Source organism: Prevotella histicola (assembly GCF_055385135.1).
Genome location: NZ_AP043793.1, coordinates 2,100,369 through 2,120,862 on the forward strand (window position 1 = coordinate 2,100,369; position 20,494 = coordinate 2,120,862).

Here is a 20,494-nt window from a genome sequence, read left to right on the forward strand (position 1 = left end):
GAAAGAGAGAATATGTCATTTTTTTCGTGAACATATCCTCTCTTTTGAAGTGTTATAATCTGATTATTGTTTAATTATGACCTTGACATTGCTATTTGGTTTATTCTTGTCATTATTGTTAGTTATGATATTCTCTGTGAATATTATACCCTTACTGTCGAAATAATCCTTTTGCTGCTGTGTCATTGTTACTTTTATCTGTTGATTTGTCCCAGTAGCATCAGTTTGAAGTCCTACAGCTATATTCTCAATCGTCCCAGCTTCACTTATGTCGAGAGATGAGAGTTTGCTACCTGAAACATTTATATTTTTCAATCCGTTTTTACTCCCTAACTTCAACTCGCGAATACCTGAATTGTTCGTTGTCAGTTCTGTTAGGCGTGTATTATTACTTAAATCTAATGTTGTTATTCCTTTAACATAACTGAGGTTAAGTTTTTGCAGCTCTGTATTCTGTGTTACGTCTAATGAACTTATCTGCGTACTGCCCAAGTCAAGTGAAGTTAAGTTTGTGCCAGCAGCTGACAACCCTTTTATCTCTTTCACTGGAGAACCTATGAGATTGATAGACTTCAACTTAGTCATTTTGCTAAAGTCGTAGCTTTCTATCTTATTACTCCAAGCAACAAATTTTTCAAGTTGATCTTTATCGGATAATCCCTCTATTTGGGTCAATTTCTTTGTGTTACTTATATCGATAGTTTGTATCTTTGGTGAGTTCAATGTATTGATGTTTGTCAGTTCTCCATTGTTATAAGCTTGCAATGTTTCCAGAGCAGGAAGATTACTTGCGTCAATCTTAGTAAGCAGCTTGTTATTATATAACGCAAGGGAAGTCATTTTAGGGTTGTTACCCACTTTCGCTTCTGTCAGTCCATCCAGTTGATGAGCTGATAAGAACTTTAGTTCTGTCAATCCTGAGATATCAAGTTTTGTTACTAATGGACTATTACTGATGACAATGTAATTCGTGAGTTGTGGATATTTATTAAAATCGATTTCTCCAGCAAGATTCTTATTGTTTTGTACATTTAGACTTGTTACATTACGATAATACTGTAACTCATCTAATGTCGTAAGTTCGTTATTGTTTTGGATACTCAAAGTCCCTTTGAAAGACAGAATCTTCTCAAGATTCTCACCCTCATAGATATTCATGTCTCCATTACCATAACGTTCAATCCCATGGATTATCTCAGCGACAGCATCAATCAGTACCTTATTTTTTAAGATGAATGCTTTAGCAGAGGTTGGATTTAACACGATTTCTCCCAAGTCGTACACTTTTGCACGCTCGATATTTATCTCTTGTTTTACTTTCTTAATGATAGATTTGCCATCATCTAAAGTGAATATTATACTAATTCCTTTAGATATTTTCTCTTCTGGTAATGCTATATAATAAGGGGTTTCTTCCTTCAGTCCGCCATTCTCTGCAATGAGATTCACAACAGGTGTGCCATTAGTAATCTTTGTTTGCATCTTGTTTATCTGACCATTCGTTTTAAACGAGATAGTAGAAGTGATATCGCCTACAAGATTGTCCTGTCCAATGGCAAATAATTTTACTTGTTTTACTTTATCCGTACCTTTGATCGTAAAACGAACGAGTCCACCAACATTGTAAGCGATAAATGGTTCATAACGCTTTGGTATAACACCAACAGAGATGTTAGCCTTAGGATCAAAGCTACCTGCAGTAGCCGTCTGATTTTTAGGGAAGTTAAATTTGTATTCTGCTTGTAAGTTAGTTTTATAACTGATTCTTGCATTCTCTTGGTAAGGATACATCATGAAATAGGATGAAGTGACGTCTGCTGCTTTACCCCAGAAATGTACGTTACTTCCTGCAGTAGGAGTCTTAAAAGGTTTGGTCACATTATTATCCGAATATTGGTATCCTATTCCAATTTGATCGTTTTCCTGCCAAGTAACAGTTCCTCCATCTGCTCCTAAGACTGTACGTGATAGAGGATGGTTTGAATGGGCAGTAAATACCATGTCTATTAACTCCTCATTGTTCGTCTCTTTGTTGTATAGTTCATCTTTTGCACATGATGCAAATACCAAAGCGATTCCTAAGAATGATAAGTATGTTTTAAAAAGTTTCATATTGTTCCTTTTGGTTTATTTGTTTTTGTGGCAAGTTTAATTTCTTTTGATTAGAATGGTGAGTCATCATCAGTTCCATCTTCAACGTGTGAGCTCAGATCAGATCCCCCACTGAAACCTTCGTGACTTGTGCCATGCGCACTATCCATTAATAAGTTACCCTCTATCTCCATGAATACTATTGTAGTTGAGGGTTTTCTATAATTTTTTTTCATCTTCTTTGTTTTTAAGTCTTATTTCGTTTTTATAAATCTTTCTATCTTCAATCGTTGCCGATTTTATTGTCTTGCCACAGAAAACTTATCCCTTTAATAGTCTTAAAGTCTAAAAAAGTTATAAGGAATTAAGGGTCGGTATAGTCGATTATGAACTTTATTTTTATTGCTATTGTTATACAGTAGGTTTTAATAGTGTTGTATAAAAGTTATTTAGTGTTCTTTTATTTCGGGTGCAAAGTTACAACTATTTTTATAAACAATTGTAAAATTTACAAAGAAAAGATATCTTCTAAAAGATAATTAACTAAAACAAAGAGAGATGTTAACGGTTCTCATTGTATCCCCTGATTGTTTTGCTGATAGTGTTCGTTCGATATGTTCCGTACTTTGTACGGCATATTCGTGTGCCTTAAAGATTCCTGCTATAGCTTAAATTCAAAGTTTGAAAAGCCCTTACAATATTCTTGCGACTGTCGATTGATAATTCTTTGAATATACTTTTAAATGTGTTTTGTAATATGCAGATATTCAATTGTTTATAAGCACGCTTCTAAAAGGGCGTCTTTTACATTGCAAAAGGGCACCTTTTACACATCAAAAGGGCATCTTTTACCACGCAAAAGGGCACCTTTTACATTGCAAAAGAGCGTCTTTTAATTTGTAGGTGGGAAAAGAATTTACATTAAAAGGTGGTGAGGGTGGTGATAAACTACTTTTATGCGGCGATGAAACAAAACCTTATTGATGATAATAGGTTGATGGAAAATCTCATAAAATTATGTCTATTACCATTTTTTTACCCATGATTTGATTTGTTAGGCTTAGGGAAAATGTGTATCTTTGCATTGCTTTTATAAAGACATCATTATATGCGAAACCTCTCAGATGCCCAGTTGGCAAAACTTTTAGATAAGGATATATTTCATCATATTTCAGATTCCGCTGATAAGTTAGGCTTAGAGTGCTATGTCGTAGGCGGTTATGTTCGCGACTTATTCTTAAAACGTCCGTCAAATGACATTGACGTTGTGGTTGTAGGTAGTGGTATTCAGGTGGCGAGTGAGCTAAATGCTAAGTTAGGGAAGAAGGTAGATTTTCCTGTCTTCCGTAATTTTGGAACAGCTCAAGTGAAATATAAGAATATAGAAGTAGAGTTCGTCGGTGCACGTAAAGAAAGCTATAGCCATGATAGTAGGAAACCGATTGTGGAAGACGGGACGCTGGAGGATGATCAGAATCGGCGTGATTTTACTATTAATGCACTGGCTGTCTGTCTGAATAAGGACCGTTTTGGTGAGTTGGTGGACCCCTTTGGGGGTGTTGACGACTTGTGGGATGGTATTATTCGTACACCGCTTGACCCAGATGTAACCTTCTCTGATGATCCATTGCGCATGTTACGTTGTGTTCGTTTCGCAACTCAGCTTAATTTCTTTATAGAAGATGAAACCTTCGAAGCTCTTGAACGCAATGCTGATCGTATCAAAATCATCAGTGGTGAACGCATAGAGGAAGAGTTAAACAAGATTATGATGACCCCAACACCAAGTAAAGGCTTTATTGAATTATATCGTTGTGGGCTTCTGCAGCTTATTCTTCCTGAGCTTGTTGCACTTGATGTTGTTGAGACAAAGAACGGTCGGGCACATAAAAATAACTTCTATCATACGCTAGAGGTGCTTGATAATATCTGCAAACATACCGATAATCTGTGGTTGAGATGGGCTGCTTTGTTGCATGATATAGGTAAGGCAAAATGTAAACGGTGGGATCCAGCCGCTGGATGGACCTTTCATAATCATAATTTCGTGGGTGCAAAAATGGTCCCTGGTATCTTCCGACGGTTGAAGTTGCCAATGGATAGTAAAATGAAGTATGTCCAAAAGCAAGTCGATCTGCACATGCGTCCGATCGTTATTGCTGATGAAGAGGTGACAGATTCGGCGGTTCGACGCCTCATGAACGATGCTGGAGATGACATAGACGACCTTATGACACTCTGTGAAGCTGATATTACGAGTAAAAATGCCATTAGAAAGCAGCATTTCTTAGATAATTTTCGTATTGTTCGTGAAAAGTTGAAGGACTTGAAGGAACGTGATTACAAGCGGTTACTGCAACCCTGTGTTGATGGAAATGAGATTATGGAGATGTTTAACCTGCAACCGAGCCGCGAAGTAGGTGTCTTAAAACATACTTTAAAGGATGCAGTGCTTGATAATAAGGTAGCTAATGAACGTGAACCACTACTAAATCTATTGAGAGATAAGGCTAAGGAGATGGGCTTGATATAATGTTCTTTTTATAACGTGCAATGTGTTGAGATTATCGGAGTTGGTGTTTTGAGTTACCATAGACTCCGATAATAATTGTTAAAAAGCGTTCTATAAGTGGTGTAGTTTAAATATTAATATGTAATTTTGCACGTAGAAAACTACAAGTACACAATGTAGTTTTTTACAATCTCTTATCCATGGAAGAAGAAAAAGGAGGAAGAATAGGGCAGAGACCTTATATATTAAAGATAATCACAGAACGAAATTATATAATTATTATATATATGAAGAAAGCTAAGATCTTACTGTTTGTCACTGCACTTGTGGCAGTACTTACCAGTTGTGGGGGTGGTCAGAAGGGACTCCCAACGAGTGATGAGTATCCAGTCATTACGATTGGGGCATCAAATGCACAGTTGAAAACAACTTATCCTGCCACGATAAAAGGTGTACAGGACGTTGAGGTACGTCCAAAGGTAAGTGGTTTTATTACTAAATTGAATATACATGAAGGAGAATATGTTCATGCAGGGCAGGTTCTGTTCGTGATAGATAACTCTACTTATCAGGCTGCAGTACGTCAGGCACAGGCACAGGTGAACTCAGCTCAGAGCGCTGTGGCTCAAGCAAAGGCTAATGTTGTACAAGCTAATGCAAGCTTGAATTCAGCCAATGCGCAGGCTGCTACCTCTCGTCTTACTTATAATAATAGTCAGAACCTATATAATAATAAGGTGATAGGTGACTATGAATTGCAGAGTGCAAAGAATACTTATGAGACTGCACAGGCATCTGTTCGTCAGGCACAGAGCGGTATTGCTTCCGCTCAGGCTGCTGTAAAACAAGCTGAAGCAGGTGTTCGACAAGCACAAGCGATGCTTTCTACGGCTAAGGACAACCTTGGTTTCTGTTATGTAAAGAGTCCAGCTTCAGGTTATGTAGGAAGCCTTCCTTTTAAGGAAGGTGCCCTTGTGAGTGCTTCATCAGCCCAGCCTGTTACAACAATCAGTAATACTTCTACTATAGAAGTGTATTTTTCTATGACAGAAGCTGATGTTTTGAAGCTTAGCCGTACGGATGATGGACTCAGTAATGCCATTAAGAAGTTCCCTGCAGTTAGCTTGTTGTTGGCTGATGGTTCTACCTATAATCACGAAGGTGCAATTGTTAAGACCAGTGGCATGATTGATGCGACAACTGGAACGATAAATGTTATTGCCCGATTCCCTAACCCTGAACATCTGTTGAAGAGTGGCGGTAGTGGTAAGATTGTAATTGCTAAGAATAATAACCGTGCACTTCTGATTCCACAAGAGGCTGTAACACAGGTTCAGAACAAAATGTTCGTCTATAAAGTTGATGCAAAAGATAAGGTTCATTATAGTGAAATCACAGTCGATCCTCAGAATGATGGTATCAATTACATCGTGACAAGCGGTCTTAAGATGGGTGAACGCATTGTTAGTAAGGGAGTATCTAGTCTTGAGGATGGAGCAAAAATTAAAGCACTTACACCTGCAGAGTACGAAGAAGCAATAAAGAAAGCTGAGAAACTCGGTGAAAATCAGAGTTCAGCCTCAGGCTTCTTGAAGACAATGAAAGGTGACAGTAAGTAAATTATGAGCTTGGAACTTAATGCTTAAGATTGTTGATGACATTTGTATATAAATGAGGTCGCAGTTGTCAAGATGAGTTCTAAGAATCCAAACAGTAGACGTTATGACATTTACAAATTTCATTAAACGACCGGTATTGTCAACGGTTATATCAATCTTCTTTGTCCTTTTGGGTATAATAGGATTGATATCACTGCCTATTGAACAGTATCCGGACATTGCACCACCTACGATCTCCATTCAAACCTCCTATCAAGGAGCTGATGCGCAGACCGTATTGAATTCAGTTATTACACCATTGGAAGAGAGTATCAATGGTGTAGAGAATATGACTTATATTGAGTCGACTGCAACTAACGCTGGTATGGCGATGCTCACAGTCTACTTTAAGCAAGGTACTGACCCAAACATGGCGGCAGTCAATGTGCAGAACCGCGTGTCACAAGCACAGGCTTTGTTACCTGCTGAAGTTACCCGTGTGGGTGTGACTGTATCGAAACGTCAGAATTCGACTGTGGTCATGTACTCCTTGACAACAGATGATGGACGATATGATGATGAGTTCTTGACGAACTATAACAACATCAATATCGTTCCAATGTTGAAGCGTATTAATGGTGTAGGTGACGTCCATATACCTGGTATGAAGACTTACTCAATGCGTATTTGGCTCCAGCCAGATAAGATGAAGCAGTATGGTCTTGTTCCTTCTGATATCTCTGGTGCTCTTGCAGAACAGAATATTGAGGCAGCACCAGGTTCCTTTGGTGAGCAAAGTAAGCTCAAGTTTGAGTACACTATGCGCTATAAGGGACGTTTGAAGACGCCAGAAGAATATGGAAATATCATTATCTCAAGCAATACAAATGGGCAGACATTACATTTACGTGATGTTGCAAAGGTGGAATTGGGCGGTTTGCTATATTCTGTTGCTATGCGTAGCAATGGTCAACCAGCTGTATTAGGTATGGTTAACCAGGTGGCAGGTTCAAATGCTACACAGATTGCCGATGATGTAAAAGCAGCCTTGGCTGATGCACAGAAACAGATGCCTCCAGGGATGAAAGTGACGATAGAACAGGATGTAACAGAGTTCCTTTTTGCATCTATAGAGGAAGTTATTCGTACACTGGTTATCACACTTGTGTTGGTATTCTTCGTTGTGTATGTCTTCTTGCAAGACTTCCGTTCGACAGTAATTCCTATGATTGCTGTGCCAGTGGCATTGATTGGTACATTCTTCTTCCTATGGGTGTTTGGATTCTCCATCAACCTTTTGACCTTGTCAGCATTGTTATTAGCGATTGCCATTGTGGTCGATGATGCCATTGTGGTGGTTGAGGCTGTCCATGCAAAGCTCGACTTAGGTTATAAGAGCGCGATGACTGCAGCCATTGATGCAATGAATGAGATTTCAGGAGCTATCATCTCTATTACTTTGGTGATGTCAGCAGTGTTCGTTCCTGTATCTTTTATCGGAGGAACCTCTGGAACGTTCTATAGAGAGTTTGGTGTAACGATGGCAGTATCCATTGTTATCTCGGCTTTGAATGCCTTGACTCTGTCCCCAGCCTTATGTGCTATCTTCCTGAAACCGCACAGTAAGGATGAAGAACATAAGAAACTCTCGCCTATTGATCGTTTCCATATGGCATTCAATACCCAGTACGACAAGATTAATAATAAATATCAGAAAGTTGTAGAGAAGGTTATTGGCCATCGATTGATAGCTGGTCTTTCTGTTGTTGTTGGTATAGTTGCTCTTGTTTTGACAATGAGCTTTACCAATACAGGGCTTGTACCTGATGAGGATACAGGAACATTGTTCGCTATGGTCAGTATGCCTCCAGGGACATCACAAGAAGAGACTCAGAAAGTGACCGATCAGGTGGATAAGATGTTGGCAAGTAATCCTTACATTGAACGTCGTGAGCAGATAGTTGGTTACAACTTCTTGGCTGGACAGGGTTCTAACCAGTCAACCTTTATTGTTAAGTTGAAGCCTTTTGCTGAGCGTGAATATGGTATGTTTGATCGTATTAAGTCGGTATTCACGGGTGCTGGTATTGCTGGATTGTTCATTGACCCAACCTCTTCTAACATGATTTTGGGTATGATTTATAAGCAAACAGCTAGTATTAAGGGCGCACAGATACTTGCCTTTGCACCACCAATGATTCCTGGTTATGGTATGTCAAACGGTCTTTCATTCTCTTTACAGGATAAGACTGGTGGTGATTTGAATAAGTTCTTCAAGGTTGCTCAGGATTATTTAGCAGCATTGAACAAGCGTCCAGAGTTCAGTCGAGCACTTACAACGTATAATCCTAACTATCCACAGTACATGGTTGATGTGGATGTTGCTAAGGCAAAGCAGGCAGGAACATCACCGGCAGCTATTCTTTCTGTATTGCAGGGATACTATGGTGGTATGTATGCTTCCAACTTCAATGCATACGGTAAGCTCTTCCGTGTGATGATACAAGGAACAGCAGAGAGCCGCATGGACGAGTCGAGCATGAATAACATCTATGTTCGAACAGCAGCAGGTATGGCTCCAGTAAGTGAGTTCTGTACGTTGAAGCGTGTTTATGGACCGTCAAATATCACTCGTTTCAACCTCTTTACCTCTATTGCTGTTAATGCGACACCAGCAAATGGGGTCTCTTCTGGAGAGGCTATTAAGGCAGCAGAGGAAGTGGCAAAACAAGTGTTACCACAGGGATATGGCTATGAGTTCTCTGGCTTGACACGTTCAGAGCAAGAGTCTTCTAACTCAACAGCGATGATCTTCGTCCTTTGTATCGTGTTTGTGTACTTGATTCTGAGTGCTCAGTATGAGAGTTACCTCCTTCCTTTGGCTGTAATTCTTTCCATTCCGTTTGGTTTGGCTGGTGCGTTTATCTTTACAATGATATTCGGTCACAATAATGACATCTATATGCAGATCTCTTTAATCATGTTGATTGGTCTGTTAGCAAAGAACGCTATTCTTATTGTAGAGTTCGCTCTTGAACGCCGGCGTACGGGTATGGCTATCAAGTATGCTGCCATCTTAGGTGCTGGAGCTCGTCTCCGTCCTATCTTGATGACCTCTTTGGCTATGATTGTCGGACTGTTGCCACTGATGTTTGCAAGTGGTGTTGGTCGTAATGGTAACCAAACACTGGGTGCAGCGGCCGTAGGTGGTATGTTAATCGGTACACTCTGTCAGGTCTTTGTTGTCCCAGCTCTGTTTGCAGGCTTTGAGTATTTACAGGAGCGTATCAAGCCTCTTGTATTTGAAGATGAGGAGAACAAGGAAGTTTCTAAGGAACTTGCACAATTTGCGAAAGGTTCAGCTACTGATTACATCATAGAAGAGTAGGATATAAAAGAAAGAAGAACAATGAAGAAAACGAATATAATCATTATAGCTTTTGCAGCCTTGTCACTGACAGGCTGTAAGAGTCTGTATGGTAATTACGAGCGTCCAGACATTAAAACTTCTGGAATTGTTCGTGATCCAGTTGATGATAAGGCTGCATTAGCAGGCTCCAGTGATTTTGGAAATCTGCCTTGGCGTAGTGTGTTCACTGATCCTCAGTTACAAACTCTTATAGAAAAGGCACTGGAAAATAACCCCGATTTGCTTAATGCTGCATTGAATATTGATATTGCCGAACAGCAATTACGTGCGTCAAAGCTGGCTTTCCTGCCGTCTGTAGTGTTTGCTCCGAATGGCAGTATATCTCATTTTGGTACGCATACCTCCTCAACTCAGGCTTACACTCTACCTATTACTGCAAGCTGGGATGTTGATTTGTTTGGTAAACTGCGCTCACAAAAGAAGGCAGCACAGATGGCTTTGATTCAGTCACGCGACTATAAGGTGGCTGTACAGACTAATCTTATATGTAATGTAGCCAATCTTTACTATACGCTCTTGATGCTTGATCGTCAAAAACAAATAGTGGATGACATGTCTGGATTGACCAAAAACACTTGGGATATGATGAAGCTGCAGATGGAATTCGGACGTGCTCGTTCAACAAGTGTACAGAGTGCTGAGGCTGCTTATTATAGTGTACAGACTCAGGGGGCGGATATTAAACGCCAAATTCGTGAGACTGAAAACACACTTAGCTTACTTCTTGGTGAGCCAGCACAGTCTATTGCACGTGGTTCACTTGAAAACCAGAGTCTCCCGGCGAACTTCTCTGGTGGAATTGGTGTTCAATTATTAAGCAATCGTGCAGATGTTCATGCCAATGAGATGGCTTTAGCACAATGTTTCTATAATATTCAGGAAGCTCGAAGTCGTTTTTATCCAGCATTAAACATCTCTCCGACAGGTGCATGGACCAATAGCAACGGACTGGTTAATCCAGGAAAATTGTTGCTTTCAGTGGTGGGAAGCCTCACACAACCCATCTTTATGCGTGGTCAATTGAAAGCTGGTCTGCGTGTAGCAGAGGATAGGTATAAGCAGGCTTATAACACATGGCAGAATAGTATCCTAAAGGCTGGTGCTGAAGTGAGCAATGCTTTGGTTGCATATAACTCGGCTGATGAGAAGAATAAGCTACAGCAACAGCAGATAGATGTGCTGAAGCAAAATGTAGACCATACTCAGATGCTTTATGCACAGAGCTCAAGTTCTTACTTAGAGGTTATTACTGCACAGCAAAGTTTGCTTAATGCCGAGATCTCACAGGTGCAAGAACAGTTTACAAAGCTACAAGCTATTGTGAATTTGTACAATGCTCTTGGTGGAGGTTCTAAGTAAAAAACACAAGTATTAATAATCAATATTCAAGATTATGAGTAGTGAAATCAGCCCAAAAGCGGAAGTTTCTCCAAAAGCAAAGATTGGAGATGGATGCAAGATATTTCCGTTTGTATATATAGAAGACGATGTTGTCATTGGAGATAATTGTATTATCTTCCCTTTCGTGAGCATCTTGAAGGGTACTCGGATGGGCAATGGTAATAAGGTTCATCAAGGTTCAGTGCTGGCAGCACTGCCACAGGACTTCAATTTCGTTGGAGAAAAAAGCGAACTTATCATTGGTGATAACAACATTATTCGTGAGAATGTAGTAGTAAATCGTGCTACACATCGCGGTTGTAAGACTGTTATAGGTTCTAATAACTTCTTTATGGAAGGTGCACACATTAGTCATGACACCGTCGTAGGGGATGGTTGCGTCTTCGGTTATGGTGCTAAGATAGCTGGAGATTGTGTGATAGGAAGTGGTGCAATCCTCTCTTCAAACGTAGTAGAGAAGGCTAATACACGTGTTGGTGAGTATGCTGTGGTACAGGCAGGTACTACATTCTCTAAGGATGTCCCACCTTATATTATCGCAGGTGGTGCTCCTGTTGAATATCATGGCGTGAATACATCTGTATGTCGTGCTAAGGGCTTTGATGAAAAGGTCCTGAAGCATATTGCAAATGCTTATCGTTTGCTTTTCCATGGGCAGACCTCAGTCTTTGATGCATGTATTCAGATTGATCAGCAGGTACCTGATTCTACAGAAATACGTAATATTGTAAACTTCGTACGTGGTACAGAAGCAGGAATCATCAGTAAGTTGTAAATTTCATACCTATACATTTCATGATGATTAAGAGGGTTAACCGCGAGGTTAGCCCTCTTTTTTATAATGCCTTCTTTTATGTTTTTGGGGTAAGGGAGAAGTTGTTTTGTGAACGTAATGCATACGTTTCTGTTCGTCTTGCAAAACTAAGAATGTCTTATAATATTACTTCTGGATTTTAATAGTTGCTCTTTTGTGTTTCAAAAGGGCATCTTTTGCATTGTAAAAGGGCGTCTTTTGACATGTAAAAGGTGCCCTTTTAAGAGGTAAAAGAGCACCTTTTAGAATACTATTTGTAACTGCTTAGTAATTCGTTAGTTACAGATGGGATAAAATGGGGTTATGTACAGGGACTCAGCTCCTTATAGTTGTTTATTTGTAAAGATACTTCTTAAGTGCGTTTTATCTGTCTATTATGCTGTTTTAGTATGATGCCGTACAAGGAATCCCTAGTGCAATGACTCGATCACGGATCGCATCAAGCTCCTCATGTGTGGCTTTCTGAAGACTATGGTCAGGTGTATCTCTGTCAATTGTATAAATCATAACCTCTCTCGGTGCTATCTCTTTGACAGCATCAAGCCATGGTTTTACAAACTCTTCCCCCGTATTGTCGATATTCGTGCCGTCTTCTGTTTCCCCTTTCATAAACATAGTCTGGATAATTGCTTGTCCGTTAAATGACTTTATGTCTGCAATTATTCTGTTAACATCATACGAAGGTTGTGTAGGACGGTCTACCTTATTTATATAATCAGCATTGATAGTGTCAAGTTTCAGAATGTTGTTGTCTACCTTTGACAGTGCTTCGTGAATCTTTGGACGATGGATGAATGTAGAGTTACTGAGTACAGAAATCTTTGCTTGTGGGCAATATTCATTGCGAAGTCTGATGGTATCATCTATAACTCCCGCAAAGTCAGGGTGCGATGTAGGCTCTCCGTTACCGGCAAATGTCAATACGTCCGGATGAATATCCTGTGTCTTCAGTTCCTTTAGCTTTGCTTCTAACGCCTTTGCCACGTGTTCGCGAGTAGGGGGGGGTGTCTTTGTCCGATGGTCTTTGTTAAATCCACATTCGCAATATATGCAGTCGAACGTGCAAATCTTCCCATCTGCAGGCATGAGGTTGATGCCGAGTGAAATGCCTAATCGGCGGCTATGGACAGGTCCAAAGATAGGTGACGGATAGATAATTGTACTCATTTGATATCTTTTTTCGTGTATATAGAGGGGTATTGTGCAAAGATAAAACAAATAAACTACAACGTTTCATGCACAATAAGGAAATGTCTTTGTAAGTCTAAATAATGTATAAATTCCTTTGTCATTCTTTTATTTTGCAGTATCTTTGCATCAATTTCGGTGTATTATATCCTTTTCGGAAATGGCAAAAAGAAGAAACAAAGCTCGCAGTCATCATAGCTTGCAGGTTGTAACACTATGCATCAGTACAGCTATGGTACTGATATTGATAGGCATGGTTGTGCTGACTGTTTTTACAAGTCGTAATTTAAGCTCTTATGTGAAGGAGAATCTTACTGTAACAATGATTCTTCAACCAGATATGAGCACAGAAGAGAGTGCAGCTCTTTGTCAACGCATTCGTTCTTTACATTATATCAGCAGTCTGAATTTCATTAGTAAGGAACAAGCTTTGAAGGAAGGAACGCGTGAACTTGGTGCTAATCCAGCAGAGTTTGCTGGACAAAACCCTTTTACTGGTGAGATAGAGCTACAGCTAAAGGCCAATTATGCCAACAATGATTCTATTAAAAACATTGAACGTGAGCTTAGAACTTATCGTGGAGTGAGCGATATCACTTATCCTCAGAACCTTGTTGAGAGTGTAAACCACACATTGGGCAAGATAAGTCTCGTGTTGTTGGTAATTGCAATATTGCTGACTATCGTCTCATTCTCGCTGATGAACAATACGATTAGGTTGAGTATCTATGCTCGCCGGTTCTCTATTCACACTATGAAGCTTGTTGGCGCATCGTGGGGATTTATTCGTGCACCATTCCTTCGGCGTGCTGTTATGGAGGGATTGGTCTCAGCATTACTTGCAATTGCAGCCTTAGGGGTTGGTTTATGCCTCCTTTATGACTACGAACCAGATATAACAAAGGTTCTTTCGTGGGACGTGTTAGTCATAACCGCTGGCGTTATGCTTGCTTTTGGTGTACTGATAGCAACGTTCTGCTCATGGTTGTCAGTCAATAAGTTCCTACGAATGAAGGCTGGTGACTTGTATAAGATATAGCGAAAAGTAAAAAGGTAAAAGAGTAAAAGGGAAAGAAGTAAGTTGATATCATAAGGAAAGACGCTTTTGTCTTTACTCCCTATCACTTCTGTTTAGGCCCTTTCACTCCTTATAACTCCTCAAAAAATATGGACAAAAGAAACTTAGCTTTTGGGAAAACCAACTTTATTATGTTGGCAGTAGGTATTGCCATTGTTGTTATTGGGTTTATCTTGATGAGTGGAAGTGGTTCTACTGAGACGATGTTTGACCCAGGTATCTTCAGCGCACGCCGTATAAAGGTGGCTCCTGTTGTGACCTTCATCGGGTTTATCTCAATCATTGGTGCTATTATTTATAGACCAAAAGAAGCAAAAGACACGGAGGAATAATGACACTTTTACAAACTATCATTATCTCAATTGTGGAGGGACTTACGGAGTTCCTCCCTGTTTCGTCTACAGGACACATGATTATCACGCAGAACCTTCTGGGTGTTCCGCAGGGTGATGAGTTCGTGCATGCGTTCACATTCATTATCCAGTTTGGTGCAATTTTGTCTGTAGTATGCTTGTATTGGAAGCGTTTCTTTCATATAGACCGTTCTCCTGTACCTGCTGATTGTAAATCTTCTTTCCTCAGAATGATTCATCCCATCAGGTTCTATTGGCTGCTCTTTGTTGGTGTACTGCCAGCTGTTGTTGTTGGAATGGCAGCAAAGAAGAGTGGATTGCTGGACTGGTTGCTTGATTCTGTATGGGTTGTTGCGATCATGCTTGTCGTAGGTGGTGTGTTCATGTTGTTCTGTGATAAGATCTTTAATAAAGGTATTGAAGAGAACTTGGTGAATGAGAAGCGTGCATTCAATATTGGTTTATTCCAATGCCTGTCAGTAATCCCTGGTACAAGTCGTTCTATGGCAACTATAGTTGGTGGTATGGCGAATGGTTTGACACGTAAGCGTGCTGCTGAATTCTCCTTCTTTTTAGCTGTACCAACAATGGCAGGAGCTACATTGTTGGACCTACATGATTTGTTAGAGGCAGATAGTTCATGGGCAACAGCTCATAATCTGACAATGCTTCTCATTGGCTGTGTCGTATCATTTGTCGTTGCTTTGTTTGCAATGAAGTGGTTTGTAAGCTTCTTAACCAAGTATGGTTTTAAAGCTTTCGGATGGTATCGTATCATTGTTGGCGCCATTATTCTTGTGATGTTGCTCTCTGGTATGTCATTGAATATGGTAGACTAATCTTTAATCTCTTAGTATCATAATTCGAATGAACTTCAAAGAAGGAGTAATTATTCCGATAGATAAACCTTATGGCATTACCAGTTTCAAGGCATTGGCACATGTACGTTACCTTTGTACACAGGCTAATGACGGGAAAGTGAAGATAGGTCATGCAGGAACATTAGATCCTTTAGCCACAGGAGTACTTATCCTAGCCACTGGAAAGATGACGAAACAGATAGAGACTCTACAGGCGCATACAAAGGAATATGTTGCAACTTTACAGCTTGGGGCAACAACACCAAGCTATGATATGGAACATGAGGTGAACGAAACTTTCCCTACGGGACATATAACAAGAGCACTGATAGATGCTACACTGCCACAATTTGTTGGAGACATCGAGCAGATTCCACCAACTTATAGCGCTGTAAAGGTAGATGGAAAACGTGCTTTCGACTATCGGCGTAGTGGAAAAGATGTTACGTTAAAGCCAAAGAATATTCGTATTGATGAGATAGAAGTGCTAGACTTTGATATAGATAAAATGCAATTATCTATTCGAGTAGTATGTGGCAAAGGAACATATATACGTGCATTGGCACGTGATTTCGGGCGTGCAATAAACAGTGGGGCTTACTTAACGGCCTTGCGACGGACGCGTGTTGGTGATGTTAAGGTTGAGAACTGTGTTGATTATGACCAGTTTGACACATGGCTTCAGCAGCAAACAATAGAAAAATAACAAAAACTCCCCAATATATAAATATGAAGCTTTCACAGTTTAAATTCAATTTACCTAAAGATCAGGTCGCTTTATATCCTCATTCATCTAAGCGTGTGTTAACACGTACAGATGGTAGTACGCAGACTTTCACGGTTACTCGTCGTGATGAGGGCAGACTAATGGTTCTTCATCGCAAGTCAGGGACCATTGATATGTTTAAAAATGAGGTTAAAGGCGAACCGAAGGAAGAGGATTACATACGATTTAAGGATGTTTTCGACTACTTTGATGAGGGTGATGCTTTTATCTTCAATGATACAAAAGTCTTCCCAGCACGCCTTTATGGTACGAAGGAAAAGACTGATGCCAAGATAGAAGTGTTCCTTTTGCGTGAGTTGAATCAGGAAATGCGTCTGTGGGATGTATTAGTAGAGCCTGCACGTAAGATACGTATAGGTAATAAACTTTTCTTTGATGAGTCTGGAACAATGGTGGCTGAGGTTATTGACAATACCACATCACGTGGACGTACCCTTCGTTTCCTCTATGATTGTCCTCATGAAGAGTTTAAACGTGAACTATTTGCGTTGGGTGAAGCACCACTTCCACGTTACATTATAGATAATCGTCCGAAAGAAGAAGGTGAGGAGTTTGCTCATGCTACTGCTGAGGATATGGAGAACTTCCAGTCTGTTTTTGCAAGTAATGAGGGTGCTGTTTCTGCACCAGGTACGAATATTCATTTCTCTGAACATATGATGAAGATGATGGATATACGTGGTATTCACAAGTCATTTATTACCTTACATTGTGGATTAGGTAACTTCCATGATATTGAAGTGGAAGACCTCACAAAGCATAAGATGGACTCTGAAGAGATGCATATCAATGCTGAGGCTTGTAGAATTGCCAATGAAGCAAAGCAAAGTGGACATCGCTTGTGTGCTGTTGGGGCAAGTGTTGTAAAGGCAACTGAGACAGCTGTAGGTACAGATGGTATGCTGAAAGAGTATGATGGTTGGACCAATGAATTCATATTTCCTCCTTATAAGTTTGGGTTTGCTGACTCTATGTTGGTCAACTTCTATCATCCTTATTCTACATTGTTAATGGAGACTGCTGCTTTTGGTGGTTATGATCTTGTTATGGAGGCATATGATAAGGCAGTAAAGAATGGTTATATGTTTGGATGTTTTGGTGATTCGTTATTGATCCTCAATGATTAATATGCATACAGTGTACTTAGCTCTCGGCACAAACCTTGGTAACAGGAAGGCTATTATGCGCGAGGCTATAGATAATATAGGAAAGAAGGTTGGCACAGTTATGCGCCAATCTTCTTTTTATGAGACAGAGCCCTGGGGCTTTGAGAGTCCCAATCTTTTCTTGAATGCATGTATATGCGTGTCTACTAAGCTTGCTCCTCGTCAGCTCCTAGAGGTGACTCAAGCTATAGAACGTGATATGGGAAGGATTGAGAAGACGGTTGGTTTACAATACGTAGATCGTATTATAGATATTGATATCTTGCTGTATGATGATCTCCATATCAACGAACCTGATCTTGTCATTCCTCATCCTCTGATGGAAGAACGCGAGTTCGTTATGAAGCCTTTGCTGGAAATTAAAGAATAACAAGTTAGATAGAGTGGTTTACCAGTATCTGATCTAATGAATTTGTAGTGAAATTACTCTTCTCAAAACACCAGATTAAGTTTGAAATCGTTTTGCTGTCACATTTAACATTTTAGATAAGTACTTGTGAATAAAGTCATTATGAGATAAAAATTGTGACAGTAATGACAGCAAAACAGAGACAGTAAGAACATGTCTTATTGGAAACTGTCTTTTAGAAGGGGTTTACATGGTAATTATTAGTTGCCTGTTTACGGCTTGGGTAGAGCAGATATTGAAAATAAAAATCCCCGTTACCAATGAGGTAGCGGGGATTTTCTTATTCTTTAGATGATTACTTACGCAAACCTAAAGCCTTAACGATAGCACGATAGCGCTCAATGTCACGGTCATAGAGGTAATCGAGCAATGCACGACGCTTACCTACGAGTTGTGTCAAAGAACGAGTTGTAACATAGTCCTTGCGGTTCTGCTTTACATGCTCGGTTAAGTGCTTGATACGATAAGTGAAAAGTGCAATCTGACTCTCTGCTGAACCAGTGTCAGTTGTCTTCTGCTCTTTACCATACTGTGCGAAGATCTCTTCTTTCTTTGCCTTGTCTAAATACATAATTTTTGTTTGATTAATAAGTTTTGCTATTACATCTTTCAGTCGTTAACTTGCCTTAATCACAACAAGAGTACGACTTCAAATGCATCGGAGTCTCCGAATTTGCGGTGCAAAGTTACAACTTTTTATTGGAACGACAATACTTTTCCATTTTTTATTCGTAATTTTGCACCATAATTTAGCATAAGCTTTTAAGGTAAATAAATGCAAGATATTCGTAACATCGCAGTTATTGCGCACGTTGACCACGGTAAAACGACCTTGGTTGATAAGATGATGCTCGCTGGTAAACTGTTCCGTGACGGACAAGACAACAGTGGAGAAGTTCTCGATTCTAACGATTTGGAGCGTGAACGTGGGATAACAATTCTGAGTAAGAATGTAAGTATTAATTGGAAAGGAGTAAAAATCAATATTCTTGATACACCGGGTCACTCTGACTTTGGTGGTGAAGTAGAGCGTGTCTTGAACATGGCAGACGGCTGTCTGTTACTTGTTGATGCGTTCGAAGGCCCTATGCCACAAACACGCTTTGTGTTGCAGAAGGCTTTACAGCTTGGTTTGAAACCTGTTGTGGTTATTAATAAGGTGGATAAACCGAACTGTCGCCCTGAGGAAGTATATGAAATGGTCTTTGATCTTATGTGCGATCTTAATGCAACAGAAGAACAATTAAACTTCCCTGTGGTATATGGTTCTGCTAAAAATGGTTGGATGGGTGCCGATTGGAAGAAACCAACAGATAATATAGAGTACTTGCTCGACCTTATCCTTAAGGAAATACCTGCTCCTAAGCAGCTTGAAGGTACTCCACAGATGCTGATTACTTCTTTGGACTACTCAAGTTATACAGGACGTATTGCCGTTGGTCGTGTACACCGTGGTACTTTGAAAGATGGACAGAATGTAACTATCTGTCATCGTGATGGTACTCAGGAGCGAACAAAGATCAAAGAGCTTCACACCTTTGAGGGTATGGGGCACAAAAAGACTGACCATGTTGATTCAGGTGATATCTGTGCGGTAATAGGTTTGGAGAAGTTTGAGATTGGTGATACTATTGCAGACTTTGATAATCCAGAACCTCTGCCACCAATTGCTGTTGATGAGCCAACAATGAGTATGCTCTTCACCATCAATGATTCTCCTTTCTTTGGTAAAGAGGGTAAGTTCTGTACTTCACGTCACATCAGTGACCGTTTGAGCAAAGAGCTTGAGAAGAACCTTGCTTTGCGTGTTCGCCCGATGGAAGGCTCTATGGACAAGTGGATTGTTAGTGGTCGTGGTGTGCTCCACCTCTCTGTCCTCGTTGAGACTATGCGCCGTGAGGGCTATGAGTTACAGGTTGGTCAGCCACAAGTTATCTATAAAGAGATTGACGGTCAGAAGTGTGAGCCTATTGAAGAGTTGACAATCAATGTCCCAACTGATTTCTCCAGTAAGATGATTGATATGGTAACCCGTCGTAAAGGTGACCTTCTTGGTATGGATGCTGAGGGTGATCGTGTCAATATTACCTTTGAAATTCCTTCACGTGGTATCATTGGTTTGCGTACCAACGTACTGACGGCAAGTCAGGGTGAGGCTATTATGGCACACCGTTTCAAGGATTATCAACCGTTTAAGGGTGAGATTATCCGTCGTACTAATGGCTCAATGATAGCTCTGGAGGCTGGTACTGCTTATGCTTATGCTATTGATAAGTTACAGGATCGCGGTAAGTTCTTCATTGATGCTGGTGAAGAGGTGTATGGTGGTCAGGTTGTTGGTGAGCATGTTCATGATAATGACCTTGTTATCAATGTTACTAAAGCTAAACAGTTGACGAACGTCCGTGCATCAGGTTCTGATGAGAAGGCTCGTGTTATCCCTAAGACTGAGATGAGTCTTGAGGAATGTTTGGAGTATATTAAGGGTGATGAATATGTTGAAGTGACCCCTAAGAATATTCGTATGCGTAAGATTACACTTGATCATTTAGGGCGTAAACGCCAGAATAAGGATTAAATCTTATTTCAATCATAAGTCGGGAGGCGACTGTCCATATAGGGCAGCCGCCTCTTTCCGTATGTGAGTAGATGTCGTTCTTATGATTCATAAGGGTTATAGAAATACCTTTACAATTATTTTCTCCATTTAAATCTGATTTGAAAGGATTGGCTTCTTTTCCGCTTTTGTAAACTACAGATAATCAGCAGGTTATCTTGAGCGTTTTAAAAGGTGCCCTTTTGCAGTT

The 20,494-nt window shown here is 40.1% G+C and carries 16 protein-coding genes; 12 read left to right on the forward strand and 4 right to left on the reverse strand.

Annotation, left to right across the window (positions count from 1 at the left end):
- Positions 1-63: 63 nt before the first annotated feature.
- Positions 64-2,112 (reverse strand): hypothetical protein, encoded by a 2,049-nt coding sequence (locus tag ACZ48L_RS08515; RefSeq protein WP_025792067.1) that lies wholly within the window; start codon positions 2,110-2,112, stop codon positions 64-66.
- A 50-nt stretch (positions 2,113-2,162) separates the two neighbouring features.
- Entirely contained in the window at positions 2,163-2,327 is a 165-nt protein-coding gene (locus ACZ48L_RS08520; RefSeq protein WP_044113904.1) for a hypothetical protein, read from the reverse strand.
- Between the two features lie 872 nt (positions 2,328-3,199).
- Between ACZ48L_RS08520 and ACZ48L_RS08525 the strand changes: the two genes are divergently transcribed.
- From ACZ48L_RS08525 to lpxA, 5 genes are all read left to right on the forward strand, one after another.
- A complete protein-coding gene (locus ACZ48L_RS08525; RefSeq protein WP_025792069.1) occupies positions 3,200-4,624 on the forward strand; it encodes a CCA tRNA nucleotidyltransferase in 1,425 nt (474 codons plus the stop codon).
- 266 nt (positions 4,625-4,890) lie between these two features.
- Positions 4,891-6,222 (forward strand): efflux RND transporter periplasmic adaptor subunit, encoded by a 1,332-nt coding sequence (locus ACZ48L_RS08530; protein ID WP_025792071.1) that lies wholly within the window; start codon positions 4,891-4,893, stop codon positions 6,220-6,222.
- A gap of 103 nt (positions 6,223-6,325) precedes the next feature.
- Positions 6,326-9,589: an efflux RND transporter permease subunit gene (locus ACZ48L_RS08535; RefSeq protein ID WP_464721985.1), complete on the forward strand. Its 3,264-nt coding sequence runs from the start codon at positions 6,326-6,328 to the stop codon at positions 9,587-9,589.
- A gap of 21 nt (positions 9,590-9,610) precedes the next feature.
- Positions 9,611-10,990, forward strand: coding sequence for an efflux transporter outer membrane subunit (locus tag ACZ48L_RS08540; protein ID WP_025792073.1), 1,380 nt, complete (start codon positions 9,611-9,613; stop codon positions 10,988-10,990).
- Positions 10,991-11,024: 34 nt separating this feature from the next.
- Positions 11,025-11,807, forward strand: a complete 783-nt coding sequence (gene lpxA / locus ACZ48L_RS08545; RefSeq protein WP_025792075.1) for an acyl-ACP--UDP-N-acetylglucosamine O-acyltransferase — start codon at positions 11,025-11,027, stop codon at positions 11,805-11,807.
- Positions 11,808-12,230: 423 nt separating this feature from the next.
- Here lpxA and ACZ48L_RS08550 read toward each other — a convergent pair whose 3' ends face one another.
- The gene (locus tag ACZ48L_RS08550) at positions 12,231-13,013 is read right to left on the reverse strand and encodes a radical SAM protein (RefSeq protein ID WP_464721986.1); all 783 of its coding nucleotides are present in this window, start codon (positions 13,011-13,013) and stop codon (positions 12,231-12,233) included.
- A gap of 181 nt (positions 13,014-13,194) precedes the next feature.
- Between ACZ48L_RS08550 and ACZ48L_RS08555 the strand changes: the two genes are divergently transcribed.
- The 6 genes from ACZ48L_RS08555 to folK all read left to right on the forward strand — a co-directional run bounded on the left by ACZ48L_RS08555 (position 13,195) and on the right by folK (position 17,648).
- Entirely contained in the window at positions 13,195-14,073 is an 879-nt protein-coding gene (locus tag ACZ48L_RS08555; protein ID WP_025792077.1) for a cell division protein FtsX, read from the forward strand.
- Positions 14,074-14,201: 128 nt separating this feature from the next.
- Complete coding sequence (locus tag ACZ48L_RS08560; RefSeq protein WP_008822110.1) at positions 14,202-14,444, forward strand: DUF3098 domain-containing protein; 243 nt, start codon at positions 14,202-14,204, stop codon at positions 14,442-14,444.
- Positions 14,444-15,304, forward strand: a complete 861-nt coding sequence (locus tag ACZ48L_RS08565) for an undecaprenyl-diphosphate phosphatase (protein WP_008822111.1) — start codon at positions 14,444-14,446, stop codon at positions 15,302-15,304. The genes ACZ48L_RS08560 and ACZ48L_RS08565 overlap by 1 nt, the downstream gene beginning before the upstream one ends.
- A 28-nt stretch (positions 15,305-15,332) precedes the next feature.
- Positions 15,333-16,031, forward strand: coding sequence for a tRNA pseudouridine(55) synthase TruB (truB, locus tag ACZ48L_RS08570; protein ID WP_025792080.1), 699 nt, complete (start codon positions 15,333-15,335; stop codon positions 16,029-16,031).
- Positions 16,032-16,054: 23 nt separating this feature from the next.
- Complete coding sequence (locus ACZ48L_RS08575) at positions 16,055-17,239, forward strand: S-adenosylmethionine:tRNA ribosyltransferase-isomerase (RefSeq protein ID WP_008822113.1); 1,185 nt, start codon at positions 16,055-16,057, stop codon at positions 17,237-17,239.
- A gap of 1 nt (position 17,240) precedes the next feature.
- On the forward strand, positions 17,241-17,648 hold the full coding sequence (gene folK, locus ACZ48L_RS08580; RefSeq protein ID WP_025792081.1) for a 2-amino-4-hydroxy-6-hydroxymethyldihydropteridine diphosphokinase: 408 nt from the start codon (positions 17,241-17,243) through the stop codon (positions 17,646-17,648).
- A gap of 334 nt (positions 17,649-17,982) precedes the next feature.
- Here folK and rpsO read toward each other — a convergent pair whose 3' ends face one another.
- Positions 17,983-18,258 carry a 30S ribosomal protein S15 gene (gene rpsO, locus ACZ48L_RS08585; protein WP_008822115.1) on the reverse strand — a complete coding sequence of 92 codons (276 nt, stop codon included), beginning with the start codon at positions 18,256-18,258 and terminating at the stop codon, positions 17,983-17,985.
- Between the two features lie 204 nt (positions 18,259-18,462).
- Between rpsO and typA the strand changes: the two genes are divergently transcribed.
- Positions 18,463-20,265 (forward strand): translational GTPase TypA, encoded by a 1,803-nt coding sequence (gene typA / locus ACZ48L_RS08590; RefSeq protein ID WP_025792082.1) that lies wholly within the window; start codon positions 18,463-18,465, stop codon positions 20,263-20,265.
- Positions 20,266-20,494 lie beyond the last annotated feature (229 nt).